10 protein-coding genes are annotated in these 12611 nt (G+C 74.1%); 5 read left to right on the top strand and 5 right to left on the bottom strand.

Features of this window, described 5'->3' with window-relative positions; translation table 11 throughout:
* Positions 1-177: 177 nt before the first annotated feature.
* Positions 178-1023, bottom strand: a complete 846-nt coding sequence (gene panB / locus ACIG87_RS09335; protein ID WP_396849653.1) for a 3-methyl-2-oxobutanoate hydroxymethyltransferase — start codon at positions 1021-1023, stop codon at positions 178-180.
* A 98-nt stretch (positions 1024-1121) separates the two neighbouring features.
* On the bottom strand, positions 1122-2912 hold the full coding sequence (locus ACIG87_RS09330) for an NAD+ synthase (protein ID WP_396849651.1): 1791 nt from the start codon (positions 2910-2912) through the stop codon (positions 1122-1124).
* Positions 2913-3159: 247 nt separating this feature from the next.
* On the opposite strand from ACIG87_RS09330, the gene glnA reads away from it, so the two are divergent.
* The 3 genes from glnA (at position 3160) to ACIG87_RS09315 (ending at position 5390) form a co-directional block, all read left to right on the top strand.
* Positions 3160-4509, top strand: a complete 1350-nt coding sequence (gene glnA, locus ACIG87_RS09325; RefSeq protein ID WP_396849650.1) for a type I glutamate--ammonia ligase — start codon at positions 3160-3162, stop codon at positions 4507-4509.
* A 106-nt stretch (positions 4510-4615) separates the two neighbouring features.
* The gene (locus ACIG87_RS09320) at positions 4616-5041 is read left to right on the top strand and encodes a DUF350 domain-containing protein (RefSeq protein ID WP_396849649.1); all 426 of its coding nucleotides are present in this window, start codon (positions 4616-4618) and stop codon (positions 5039-5041) included.
* A gap of 109 nt (positions 5042-5150) precedes the next feature.
* Entirely contained in the window at positions 5151-5390 is a 240-nt protein-coding gene (locus ACIG87_RS09315; protein WP_396849725.1) for a VOC family protein, read from the top strand.
* A gap of 160 nt (positions 5391-5550) precedes the next feature.
* On the opposite strand, the gene ACIG87_RS09310 is transcribed toward ACIG87_RS09315, so the two are convergent.
* Positions 5551-5946: a hypothetical protein gene (locus tag ACIG87_RS09310; RefSeq protein WP_396849724.1), complete on the bottom strand. Its 396-nt coding sequence runs from the start codon at positions 5944-5946 to the stop codon at positions 5551-5553.
* A gap of 35 nt (positions 5947-5981) precedes the next feature.
* Complete coding sequence (locus tag ACIG87_RS09305; protein ID WP_396849722.1) at positions 5982-6857, bottom strand: LD-carboxypeptidase; 876 nt, start codon at positions 6855-6857, stop codon at positions 5982-5984.
* Between the two features lie 124 nt (positions 6858-6981).
* On the opposite strand from ACIG87_RS09305, the gene ACIG87_RS09300 reads away from it, so the two are divergent.
* Together ACIG87_RS09300 and ACIG87_RS09295 are read left to right on the top strand one after the other, a co-directional pair.
* Entirely contained in the window at positions 6982-7746 is a 765-nt protein-coding gene (locus ACIG87_RS09300) for a type 1 glutamine amidotransferase (RefSeq protein ID WP_396849647.1), read from the top strand.
* Position 7747: 1 nt separating this feature from the next.
* Positions 7748-10765 (top strand): bifunctional [glutamine synthetase] adenylyltransferase/[glutamine synthetase]-adenylyl-L-tyrosine phosphorylase, encoded by a 3018-nt coding sequence (locus ACIG87_RS09295; RefSeq protein WP_396849645.1) that lies wholly within the window; start codon positions 7748-7750, stop codon positions 10763-10765.
* A gap of 35 nt (positions 10766-10800) precedes the next feature.
* Here ACIG87_RS09295 and ACIG87_RS09290 read toward each other — a convergent pair whose 3' ends face one another.
* Positions 10801-12525, bottom strand: coding sequence for an FAD-dependent oxidoreductase (locus tag ACIG87_RS09290; RefSeq protein ID WP_396849643.1), 1725 nt, complete (start codon positions 12523-12525; stop codon positions 10801-10803).
* Positions 12526-12611: the final 86 nt, after the last annotated feature.

Below are 12611 nucleotides of genomic sequence, written 5' to 3'. Positions count from 1 at the left end.
ATCTCCGATCCGCGGTTGCCCGTCCCGGCGCGCGACTCCACCAGGGCATGCGGCAGCCCGGGTCCGGACGGAGCGTCGGCCTGTGCGGGGGCGCGGCCCGTGCTGCGGGGCGACGGCCCAGCGGTGGCCCGTGCGGGGCGGTGGACGGTGGTTTCACCGCCCACCGCCCCGGGTCGGTCAGAACGTGTGCTCGGCGGCCGGGAAGTCCCCGCCCCGCACCTCGTCGGCGAACTGCCGGGTCGCCTCGGTCAACGCTCCGGCCAGGTCGGCGTAGCGCTTGACGAACCGGGGCGCCTTACCGGTACGCAGCCCGGCCATGTCCTGCCAGACCAGCACCTGGGCGTCGGTGTGCGGGCCGGCCCCGATACCGACGGTGGGGATCGCCAGCTCGGCGGTGACCCGCTTGGCGACGTCGCCCGGCACCATCTCCAGCACCACCGCGAACGCGCCCGCCCCGGCCACCGCCCGCGCGTCGGCGAGCACCTCGTCGGCGGTGTCGCCGCGCCCCTGCACCCGGTAGCCGCCCAGGGTGTGCTCGCTCTGCGGGGTGAAGCCGATGTGCGCCATCACCGGGATGCCCGCCCCGGTGATCGCCGCGATCTGGTCGGCGCAGCGCCGGCCACCCTCCAGCTTCACCGCGTGGCAGCCGCCTTCCTTCATGAACCGCACCGCCGTCCGCAACGCCTGCGTCGGCCCCTCCTCGTACGAGCCGAACGGCAGGTCGCCGACGACCAGCGTCTGCCGGGTCGCCCGGACCACGGCCCGGACCAGCGGCAGCAACTCGTCGACCGTCACCGGCAGGGTGGTCTCGTAGCCGAACACGTTGTTCGCCGCCGAGTCGCCGACCAGCAGCGCCGGAATCCCCGCCTGGTCGAAGATCGCGGCGGTGTACTGGTCGTACGAGGTGAGCATCGCCCACCGGTCGCCGCGCTCCTTGGCGGCGATCAGGTCGCGGGTACGGACCCGCCGGGTGGCCGGGCCGCCGTACAGGGCGGTCACCTCGGTCGGGGTGGACTCCACCATGGCTGTCTCCTTTCCTCGAGGCCGCTGTCGCGGTCCCCGGGTTCCGTCGCGATCGTCGCACCGCACGACCGGTTCACGGCAGGCGACAGTGCAGGATTTCACTCCACCGAGGCAGCGCCCACCGTCCCTGCGCCGTCCTCGCGCCAGCGGTTGGTGATCGGCAGGCGGCGGTCCCGGCCGAACGCCTTCATCGAGATCTTCGTCCCGGGCGCGGACTGCCGGCGCTTGTACTCGGCGGTGTCCACCAGCCGCAGCACCTTGTCGACCACCGCCGGGTCGTGGCCGGACTCCACCAGCCCCGACCGGCCCAGGTCGCCGTCGACGTAGCCGATCAGGATCGGGTCCAGCACGTCGTAGTCGGGCAGGTTGTCGCTGTCGAGCTGGCCGGGGCTCAGCTCGGCCGACGGGGGCTTGCCGATGGAGTTCTCCGGGATCGGCGGGGTCTCGCCCCGGCGGGCCGCGTCGGCGTTGCGCCACTTCGCCAGCCGCCAGATCAGCGTCTTCCAGACGTCCTTGACCGGGTTGAAACCGCCGACCGAGTCGCCGTAGAGGGTCGAGTAGCCGACCGCCAGCTCACTCTTGTTGCCGGTGGTGAGGACCAGGTGGCCCTCCTGGTTGGACAGCGCCATCAGGATCACCCCGCGTACCCGGGCCTGGAGGTTCTCCACCGCCACCCCGGACAGCGAGATGTTCGCCAGGAAGGTGTCCACCATCGGTTGGATCGGCTCGACCCGGTAGTCCAGGCCGGTCCGCTTGGCCAGGTCCTCCGCGTCGGCCCGGGAGTGGTCGGAGGAGTGCTGGCTGGGCAGTGAGACCCCGACCACCCGCCGGGGTCCGAGCGCGTCGACGGCGAGCGCCGCCACCACCGCCGAGTCGATGCCGCCGGACAGGCCCAGCACCACCGAGGGGAACCGGTTCTTGTTGACGTAGTCGCGCAGGCCCAGCACCAGGGCCTGCCACACCTCGGCCTCGTCGGCGACCGGCGCCATCGTGCCGCCGTCGGCGGCCGGTCCGGTCGGGGCCGGCGGGATCACCTCGACGGTACGACGTACCACCCGCATCCCGTCGGCCAGGTCCTCGGTGTCGGCGGCGTGCGGGCCCGCCCCGGCCAGCTCCACGTCGTGCACGAGCAGGTGCTCGACGAACTGCGGCGCCCGGGTGAGCAGGACGCCGTCGGCCGTGACGATCATCGAGTCGCCCTCGAAGACCAGCTCGTCCTGGCCGCCGACCATGTTGACGTACGCGATCGGGGCGCCGGCCTCGGCGGCCCGGCGGCGGACCAGCGGCAGCCGGACGTCGTCCTTGTTCAGCTCGTACGGCGAGCCGTTGATGTTGACCACCAGGCCGACGCCGGCCTGTCGGGCCACCGCGAACGGGCCACCGGCCTGCCACAGGTCCTCGCAGATGGTCAGCGCCACGTCCACCCCGCCGGCCCGCACCACGGTCAGGGTGTCCCCGGGCACGAAGTAGCGGTCCTCGTCGAAGACGCCGTAGTTGGGCAGGTGGTGTTTGAAGTAGGTGGCCGTCACCCCGCCCCGGTGCAGCAGCGCGGCGGCGTTGCGGGCCCCCCGCCCCGGCTGGGCGTCCCCGCCCACCTGGGGCGGACCGTCGGCGTCCAGGTAGCCGACCACCACCGGCAGGTCACCGAGGCCGTCGGCGGCCAGGTCGGCGGCGAGCCGGCGCAGCGCGGCCTGCGAGGCGGCGACGAAGGAGCGGCGGAAGACCAGGTCCTCGACCGGATAACCGGTGAGCGTCATCTCCGGGAAGGCGACGAGCTGGGCACCGGCGTCGGCGGCCCGGCGGGTCCAGGCGCGGATCAGCTCGGCATTGCCGGCCGTGTCGCCGACGGTCGGATTGACCTGGCACAGGGCCAGACGCAGGGTGGGCATGTCCTCATCTTGCCCCAGCGGCGGGCGGTCGATCCGGCGGCTCCGACGAGACGACGGCCACCCTTTCCGGGCCTGCGGCCGTCCGGGTGCCGGCCCACGGGGCGGGCCGGGTGATCCGGCGGTCGGGACACCGCAGGACGGGCGGCGGCAGGTCGCGTAACGTCTGCTTAACCAGGCCGGTGAAGACTGGGCGATCAGGACGGACCGGCCGACCGGTGCCGGACGTACGTGGCGAGGGGTTGGGGAAGTGGACCGTCAGCAGGAGTTCGTCCTCCGTACGCTGGAAGAGCGGGACATCCGGTTCGTCCGGCTGTGGTTCACCGATGTGCTGGGCACGCTCAAGAGCGTCTCAGTGGCCCCGGCGGAGCTGGAGGCGGCCTTCGAGGAGGGCATCGGGTTCGACGGCTCGGCCATCGAGGGGTTCGCCCGGGTCTTCGAGTCCGACATGGTCGCCATGCCGGACCCGACCACCTTCCAGGTCTTCCCGTTCGAGGGTGGGGTCAGCGGCGAGAGCGCCCGGATGTTCTGCGACATCCTGCTGCCCGACGGCAGCCCGTCCTGGGCCGACCCCCGGCACGTGCTGCGCCGGATGCTGTCGAAGGCGGCCGAGAAGGGCTTCACCTTCTACACCCACCCCGAGATCGAGTTCTTCCTGCTGGAGAACGGCCCGCAGGACGGCTCGGTGCCCACCCCGGTCGACACCGGCGGCTACTTCGAGCACACCACGCACGCCGTGGCGCGGGACTTCCGCCGCCAGGCCGTGCTGGCGCTGGAGCGGATCGGCATCTCGGTGGAGTTCAGCCACCACGAGGTCGCCCCCGGCCAGCAGGAGATCGACCTGCGCTACGCCGACGCGTTGACCACCGCCGACAACATCATGACCTTCCGGCACGTGGTCAAGGAGGTCTCGCTCTCCACCGGCGTGCAGGCCAGCTTCATGCCGAAGCCCTTCACCGACCAGCCGGGCAGCGGCATGCACACCCACCTGTCGCTGTTCGAGGGCGAACGCAACGCGTTCCACGACTCCGGCGACCCGATGAAGCTGTCGAAGGTGGCGAAGTCGTTCATCGCCGGCCTGCTGATGCACGCCCGGGAGTACACCGCGGTCACCAACCAGTGGGTCAACTCGTACAAGCGGCTTTTCCCGCAGGCGCTGCCGGACCGGATCACCGAGAGCCCCGCGTACGTCTGCTGGGGTCACCTCAACCGGTCCGCGCTGGTCCGCGTCCCCGCGTACGGCAAGCCGAACTCGGCCCGGGTGGAGGTCCGCTCGCTGGACTCGGCGACCAACCCCTACCTGGCGTTCGCGGTGCTGCTCGGCGCGGGCCTGAAGGGCATCGAGGAGGGCTACGAGCTGCCGCCCGGCGCGGAGGACGACGTGTGGTCGCTGACCAGCGACGAGCGTCGGGCGATGGGCTACGAGGCGCTGCCGGAGAACCTCTCCGAGGCGATCGACGTGATGGCCGGCTCCGAGCTGGTCGCGGAGGTGCTCGGCGAGCACGTCTTCGACTTCTTCCTGCGCAACAAGCGGGCCGAGTGGGAGCAGTACCGCCGTGAGGTCACCCCGTACGAGCGGCAGCGCTACCTGTCGCTGTAGCCCGGGGCCGTCGACGGTCCGGGGCTGTCGGGGGTGGCGCGGTGCCGCTATCGTCTCGATCACCGTGCCGGCACCCGCGCCGGGCGGAGAGGTCGGGAGGCCGTCGGTGCTGGAGGATCTGCTCACCGGAGCATGGCAGAGCGTCGTGTTCGGTGTCGTCGGGGTGGCGCTGATGGCGGCCGGCTTCGTGCTGGTCGACGTGCTCACCCCGGGCAAGCTGCGCGAGCTGATCTGGGTACGGCGCAACGGCAACGCCGGGCTGCTGCTCGCCGCCAACCAGCTCGGCGTCGCCGGCATCGTCTTCACCGCGATCCTGACCAGCTACGACGACTTCGCCAAGGGGCTCGCCTCGACGGTGATCTTCGGGCTGATCGGGTTGGCCGTCATGGCGCTGGCCTTCGGCGTGCTCGACCTGCTCACCCCGGGCCGGCTCGGCGAGGTCATCTGCTCCGACGAGCCGCACCCGGCCGCCCGGGTCAGCGCCGCCACCCACTTCGGGGCGGCTCTGATCGTCTGCGCCTGCATCGCCTGAACGAGGCTGTCGGGCCTGCGGTCTAGCCTGTCGGGGTGAACCGGACGGATCGTCTCTACGCCCTGGTGGAGGAGCTGCGGGCGGTCTCGCCCCGGCCGCGCAGCGCCCGCTGGCTGAGGGGGAGCAGGGGATCGGTGGGGCGATCCGGGCCGTCGGCGGCGACGCGTCGCACTACGCGGTCTACTACGCCGAGGTGGCCGATGTGGCGGGGACCTGCCGGCGGGCCGAGGCGGCCGGCGCGACGGTGCTGACGCCGCCGGTGAGCGCGCCGAGCGGTCTCGTCCACGCCCGCCTGCTCGATCCCACCGGCAACCAGTTCGGCGTCTTCAGCCCACCCCCCGCCCGCTGAGCCGGGCTGTCCGGGTGCGGTTGTCGTCGTCCACGCGAAGCCCCTCCACCGGTGATCCGGTGGAGGGGCCTGTCGTGGCCTGACGCGGTCGGGCACCGCCGCGTGGGGTGTCCGACCGGGCGGGAGGGCGTGTCCGGGCGGGCGACGGTGCCCGTCCGGGTCACTTGTCGGGCGTACCCTCGGGGCCGCCGTGGTGGCCGCGGTCACCCGCGCCCGGGAAGACCCCGGCCTCGACGGCCTTGGTGATCGCATCGGCCTGCTCCTGGGTGAGCTTGCCGTCCTTGACCGCCTGGTCCAGCCGTTCCGTCAGCTTCGCCTGCCGGTCCTCGGCCGACGGGCGCTCCGGCCGGTCACCCTTGTCCTTGCCCTTGTGCTTGTCGTCGGCCTTGTCCTTGTACTGCTCGCGCACCTTGTCCAGCGCGGCGGTCACCTGGTCGGTGTCCACCCCCAGCTCCTTGGCCAGCGCCTCGGCGAACTCGTTCTGCCGGTCGGCGCGCTGCTGCTGTCGGTCGGTTTCGGTCAGGAATGCGCTTACCGATCCCGCAAACCTCTTGATCACCGGGCCGGGTCCGGGAGGGGGAGGGGAGGGGGTTAGTGGACGGCGGGGGAGATGGTGAGGGTGTTGGTGGTGGTGTCGAGGGTGGCTTCGGTGCCGACGGGGACGGTGAGCTGGTTGGGGCCGTGGCCGATCGGGAGGCCGCCGAGGACGGGCACGCCGAGGTCGCCCAGGCGCTCGGTGAGGACGTCCACGACGGTGGTGTCCCAGCCGTCCGCGCAGTCGGTGAACTGGCCCACCGCGACGCCGGCCAGGCCGTCCAGCGCCCCGGCGCGGCGCAGGTGGGTGAGCATCCGGTCGACCTTGTACGGGGGCTCCTGCACCTCCTCGACGAGCAGCACCGCTCCGGTCAGGTCCGGCATGTCCGGGGTGCCGAGGGTGGCGGTGATCAGGCAGAGGTTCCCGCCGAGCAGCCGGCCCACCGCCCGGCCGGGGACCCGGACCGGATGGGTCTCCTCCCCGGGCACCGCCTCGACGGTCACCGGTGCGGTGGTCATCAATGCGGTGTGCAGCGACTCCGCCGAACGCAGCGGGGTCCGCTGGTCGACCCAGGCCGCCCCGGGACCGTGCACGCCGGCCAGCCGGGCGCCCCGCCAGAGCGCGAACTGGAGGGCGGTGATGTCGGAGAACCCGGCCACCACCTTCGGATCCCGGCGGACGGCGGCCATGTCGATCAGGTCGACGATCCGTTGCGCGCCGTAACCGCCCCGGGTGCAGATCACCCCGCGTACCTGCGGGTCGGCGAAGGCGGCGTTCAGGTCGGCGGCGCGCAGCGCGTCGTCACCGGCGAGGTAACCCCGTCGGGCGTACGCGTGGGGTGCCACCACCGGACGCAGCCCCCAGCCGGTCAGCAGCTCGATGCCGCGTGCCACCCGTTCCGGGCGGGTCGGCCCGGACGGCGAGACCAGCATCACCGTGTCGCCCTCGCGCAGCACGGGTGGACGCAGGACGGACGAGTGGTCGGCGATCACAGCGGCAGAGCCTATCGCCGAGGCGTTCCGGGTGGCGGTCGACGTACCCGATAGCCTCGACGGCGTGGGAACCGCACTGGTGATCGAGAACGACCCGACCGACGACCCCCGCCGGCTGGGGGAATGGCTGGTGGAGGGGGGCCTGGAGCTGCGGGTGCTGCGTCCGCACGCCGGGGACGACCTCCCCGACGACCTGGACGGGTACGTGGCGCTGGTGGTGCTCGGCGGCGACCAGCGGGCCTACCCGACGCCCGACGGCACGCCCGGGGCCTCCTGGTTCCCGAAGCTGGAGGGGCTGCTGCGCAAGGCGGTGCGCCACCGGGTGCCGACCCTCGGCGTCTGCCTCGGCGCGCAACTGCTGGCCACCGCGCACGCCGGCCTGGTGGAGCGCAGCCCGTCCGGCCCCGAGGTGGGCCCGGGGGTGGTCGGCCGGCGTGACGCCGCCGAAAGTGACCTGCTGTTCCGGTACGTGCCGCTGATCCCGGACGTGCTCCAGTGGCACTCCGACGAGATCACCGAGCTGCCCCGGGGCGCGACCCTGCTGGCCGCCTCGACCCGCTACCCGCACCAGGCGTTCCGGCTCGGCGACCGGGCCTGGGGCCTCCAGTTCCACATCGAGTGCGACACCGCGATGATCGCCGAATGGGCCCGTGACTCCACCCTCCTGGCCGAGCTGGGCTACGACGAGGAACTGGTGGTGGCCGCCTGCGAGCGGGTGATGGCCGACGTCGAGGAGGTCTGGCAACCGTTCGCCGTCCGGTTCGCCGCCCTCGCCCTCGGCGAGTTGGACGACGACACCCGCCGCAGCCTGCCGCTGCTCGGCCACTGAGATGAGCAGACCGACCAGGGGACGACTCGCCCGCTACGGGTTCGCCGAGGGCGACGGCGGAGTTCGCGCCGCCGACCTGCTCGGCGCGGACGGGCTCGGGCTGTGGCAGGCCGACGAGCAGGAGCCCACCGACCGCCCGGCAGCCGACCTGCTCGCCGCGCTCTCCCGCGCCGCCGACCCGGATCTGGCACTGCGCCAACTGCACCGGATGGTGGAGACCGAGCGCCGCGCCGCCGGCAACGGCGCGGTCGGATCGGCCCTGCTGGCCGGGCTCGCCGCCGACCCGGGCCTGCGCCGCCGGCTGGTCGCCGTGCTCGGCGCCTCCTCCGCCCTGGGGGATCATCTGGTCGCCAACCCCGGGCAGTGGACGGTGCTCGGCACCGCCCCGGACGGGCTGGCCCCTACCGCCGACGGCCGGCTCGACCTGGCCCTCGCCGGCCGGCTGACCACCGCCACCGCGCCGGTGGCGGTGCTGCGGCAGGCGTACCGGTTGGCGTTGCTGCGGATCGCGGCGGCCGACCTGACCGGCGGGCGTGGCCTGGAGCAGGTGATGGCCGCGCTCTCCGCGCTGGCCGACGCCACCCTGACGGCGGCGTACGAGATAGCGGTGGCCGAACTGCCGGCGGGGACGCCCCGGCCCCGGCTGGCCGTGGTGGCGATGGGCAAGTGCGGCGGCGACGAGCTGAACTACGTCTCCGACGTCGACGTGATCTTCGTGGCCGCGACCGACGCGGACCTGCCCGCCGCGACCACCGTCGCGGCCCGCCTGATCCACATCTGCGGGTTGGTCGCCTGGCCGGTGGACGCCGCGCTGCGCCCCGAGGGCAACCGGGGGCCACTGGTCCGCACCCTCGCCAGCCACCTCGCCTACTACCAACGGTGGGCCCGTACCTGGGAGTTCCAGGCGCTGCTCAAGGCCCGCCCGGCCGCCGGTGACCTGGAGCTGGCCGGCGAGTGGGTCGACGCCCTCGCCCCGCTGGTCTGGCGGGCGTCCGAACGACCCGAGGCGGTCTCCGACGTCCGGGCCATGCGACGTCGGATCATCGACAACATCCCGCCGAAGGAGCTGGACCGCGAGATCAAACGCGGTCCCGGCGGGCTGCGGGACATCGAGTTCGCCGTCCAACTGCTGCAACTGGTGCACGGCCGGGGCGACGAGTCGCTGCGGGTGCCGGGCACCGTGCCGGCGCTGCGCGCGTTGGTGGCCGGTGGCTACGTGGGGCGGGCCGACGGTGAGGCGCTGCTGCGCGGGTACCGCTTCCTGCGCGGCGTCGAGCACCGGCTCCAGCTCCAGGCGTTGCGGCGTACCCACACCGTGCCGGCCGAGCCGGTCGCGCTGCGCTGGCTGGCCGCCGCGCTCGGCTACGCCGCCATCCCGGGCCGCAGCGCCGTCGAGAGCTTCCGCGCCGACTGGGTCGCCCACGCCACCGAGGTACGCCGGCTGCACGCCAAGCTGCTCTACCGGCCGCTGCTGGAGTCGGTGGCCCGGGTGCCCGCCGACGGGCTGCGACTCACCCCGGAGGCGGCCCGGCACCGGCTGGAGATCCTCGGCTTCGCCGACCCGGCCGGGGCGCTGCGTCACCTCCAGGCCCTCACCGGCGGGGTGAGCCGAACCGCCGCCATCCAGCGGACCCTGCTGCCGGTGCTGCTCAGCGAGTTCGCCGACGCGCCCGAACCGGACCGGGGGCTGCTCAACTACCGGCAGGTCTCCGACAAGCTCGGCAGCACCCCGTGGTACCTGCGGCTGCTGCGCGACTCCGGCCCGGTGGCCCGCCGGCTGGCCCGGGTGCTGTCGTCGTCCCGGTACGCGGCCGACCTGCTGGCCCGGGAGCCGGAGGCGCTGCGGCTGCTGGCCGAGGAGAACGAGCTGACCCCCCGGCCGAGGGAGGTGCTCTGTGACGGGTTCGCCGCCGCCGCGGCCCGGCACGCCGACCCGGTCGAGGCGACCCGGGCGGTACGCGCGCTGCGCCGCCGGGAACTCGTCCGGATCGCCTGCGCCGACGTGCTCAGCCGGGCCGGCGGGTTGGCCCCGCGCCCCGAGCGCGGCATGCCGACCGGCCCGCTGGCCGACGTCACCCGGGTCGGCACCGGGCTGTCCTTCGTCACCGACGCCACCCTGTCCGCCGCGTTGCGCGCCGTCCGGGCGGCCCAGCCGGCGCTGCCCGGCCTGCGGTTCGCGGTGATCGGCCTGGGACGTCTCGGCGGGTACGAGTCGAACTACCTCTCCGACGCCGACGTGCTCTTCGTCTACGACCTGCCGGACGGGGTGGCGGAGAGCACCGCGAGCGCCACCGCGCACGCGATCGCCGAGGAACTGCGCCGGCTGCTCGCCGCCCCGGCCCCCGATCCGGCGCTCGGGGTCGACGCCGACCTGCGCCCCGAGGGACGTCAGGGCCCGCTGGTCCGCAGCCTCGCCGCCTACGCCCAGTACTACGCCCGCTGGTCCCGGGTCTGGGAGGCGCAGGCGCTGCTGCGGGCCCGGTTCGTCTGCGGCGACGCCGACCTGGGCGCCGAGTTCGAGGCGATGGTCGACCCGGTCCGCTATCCGGCCGACGGGTTGACCCGTGAGCAGGTCGTCGAGATCCGGCGGATCAAGGCCCGGGTGGAGAACGAGCGTCTGCCCCGGGGGGCCGACCCGGCCACCCACACCAAACTGGGCCGGGGTGGCCTGGCCGACGTCGAGTGGGCGGTGCAGCTGCTCCAGCTCCGGCATGCCGGGGCGTACCCGCAGCTGCGCGGCACGCGTACCCTCGACGCCCTCGCGGCGGCCCGGGACGCCAAGCTGGTCGACCCGGCGGACGCCGCCGCGATGGCCGCCGGGTGGACCCTCGCCGCGCAGGTCCGCAACGCGCTGATGCTGGTCCGGGGCCGGGCCGGCGACCAGCTGCCCCGGCACGGGGTGGAGCTGGCCGGCGTGGTGCGGCTGCTCGGCGCCGACGACCCGGGGGAGTTTCTCGACGAGTACCTGCGGACCGCCCGGCGGTCCCGGGCCGCCATGCAGCGGGTCCTGGAGGCCTGAGCCCCGCCGCCGGTGCGGTGACCCGGCCGGCCCCGTCACCGGCGGCGGACCAGCACCAGGTGGTCGATCAGGGTGCCGGTCTCGCCGTTCGGGCCGGTGGCCTGCCGCTGCGGCGCGTCCAGCCGTTCGACGTGCCACCCGTCCGGGTCGAGGTCGAGGTCGGCCAGGGTCTCCTGCGGGGTGGGGAACCGTACGTGGTGATGTTCGGCGTTGCCCCACGGGGGCACCGCACCGTGCTCGACCACGAGCAGCCGCCCGCCGGGGGCGACCGCCCGGGCCGCCGCCCGCAGCACCTCGGTCCGGGGGAAGTCCAGCGGCGACTGGAGGAACTGCGCCGAAACCAGGTCGAACATGCCGGTCGGGAAGGTCCGGGCCAGGTCGTGTCGCTGGAAGTCGACCAGGGAGGCCACCCCGGCAGCCGTCACCGCGGCGGCCGACCGCTCCAGGGCGGCGGTGGAGACGTCGACGGCGGTCACCCGCCAGCCCTGCCGGGCCAGCCACACCGCGTCGCCGCCTTCCCCGCAGCCCAGGTCGAGGGCGGTGCCGGCGGGCAGTGGCCCGACCACGTCGACCAGGTGCGGATTGGGCCGTCCGCTCCAGTACCGCTCCCGGGCCCGGTACAGCTCGTCCCAGTGCCGGGCGGTCTCCTCGTCCACCGTCGGGTCGTCGTCGATCCCGTGCCCGTCTCCGGAGGCTCCGGTGATGGCTCCGGCGGCGCGGTGGGCGGCCACCGCCCGGCCGGTGTCCTCGTCGATCAGGTCGGCATTGAGCGCGGCGGCGGCCTTGAGGCCCGCTGCGGCGGCGGCGATCACGGTGGCCTGCGGGTCGGTGACGTTGCCGGCCGCCCAGACGCCGGGCACCCCGGTCGCGCCGGTGGCATCGGCGGCGATCCGGTCGCCGAAGACGTGCCCGCCGACGCCGAAGTCCTCGGTGGTCAGGCCGAGTCCGGTGAGGAAAGCGGCCCGGACGTCGAACCGGGGGGCCACCACCAGTGCCTCCCGGGGGACCACCCGGCCGGAACGCAGTCGTACGCCGGTGAGCCGGTCGGCGGTGACCTCCACCGCCGCCACCTCGCCGTCGACCACCGTGACGCCCCGGGCGGCCAGCTTCTCCGCCTCGTCGGCGGGCAGCGGGCCGGCGGTGTGCGTGAAGACCACCACGTCGTCGGTGAGCTGGCGGAACAGCAGCGCCTGGTGGGCGGCCATCGGACCGGTGGCGAGCACCCCGACGGCCTGGTCACGTACCTCCCAACCGTGGCAGTACGGGCAGTGCAGCACGTCCCGACCCCACCGGTCGGCCAGCCCCGGCACGTCGGGCAGCTCGTCGACCAGGCCGGTGGTGACCAGCAACCGCCGGGCGTGCAGGGTACGGCCGTCGGCCAGGGTCACCGCGAACCGCGCCGGGTGGGTGTCGCCCGCCGGGCCGGCATGGCCTGGGTGGGCGTCGCCTGGGCCGGGGTCGCCCGCCGGGCCGGTGTCGCCTGGGTGGGCGGCGGTGACCGGGTGGGCGGCGGTGACCGTGCCGTCGAGCACGGTCACCCCGTACCGGGCCACCTCCGACCGGCCCGTCGCGTAGAGCGCGGCGGGCGGGACACCCTCGCTGGTCAGGTAGTTGTGCACGTGGTCGGCCGGGGCGTTGCGCGGGGCGCCGCCGTCGACCACCACCACGTCACGGCGGAACCGGCCCAGGGCGAGCGCGCCGCTGAGCCCGGCCGCGCCGCCGCCGACCACCACCACGTCGTGCACCACCGGGTACGTCATGGTCTCTGCCTCCTCGCGGGCGGGTCCGTCCCGCCGATGCTCCGGATCGTCCGCGTCGATCGCCCGGTTGCCAAAAATCGTTGCCG

Origin of the sequence: Micromonospora sp. NPDC051925, assembly GCF_044548625.1 — a bacterium.
Taxonomy (GTDB): Bacteria; Actinomycetota; Actinomycetes; order Mycobacteriales; family Micromonosporaceae; genus Micromonospora.
Note: the sequence above shows the minus strand (reverse complement) of the source record. Positions and strands in the feature narration are given on the sequence as shown.

What these genes read in the sequence shown, in the direction of transcription:
- ACIG87_RS09290 (WP_396849643.1), bottom strand. Translation starts at nt 12,525, where the DNA reads ATGACGTACCCGGTGGTGCACGACGTGGTGGTGGTCGGCGGCGGCGCG.
- ACIG87_RS09330 (WP_396849651.1), bottom strand. Translation starts at nt 2,912, where the DNA reads ATGCCCACCCTGCGTCTGGCCCTGTGCCAGGTCAATCCGACCGTCGGC.
- panB (WP_396849653.1), bottom strand. Translation starts at nt 1,023, where the DNA reads ATGGTGGAGTCCACCCCGACCGAGGTGACCGCCCTGTACGGCGGCCCG.
- ACIG87_RS09295 (WP_396849645.1), top strand. Translation starts at nt 7,748, where the DNA reads ATGAGCAGACCGACCAGGGGACGACTCGCCCGCTACGGGTTCGCCGAG.
- ACIG87_RS09305 (WP_396849722.1), bottom strand. Translation starts at nt 6,857, where the DNA reads ATGCTGGTCTCGCCGTCCGGGCCGACCCGCCCGGAACGGGTGGCACGC.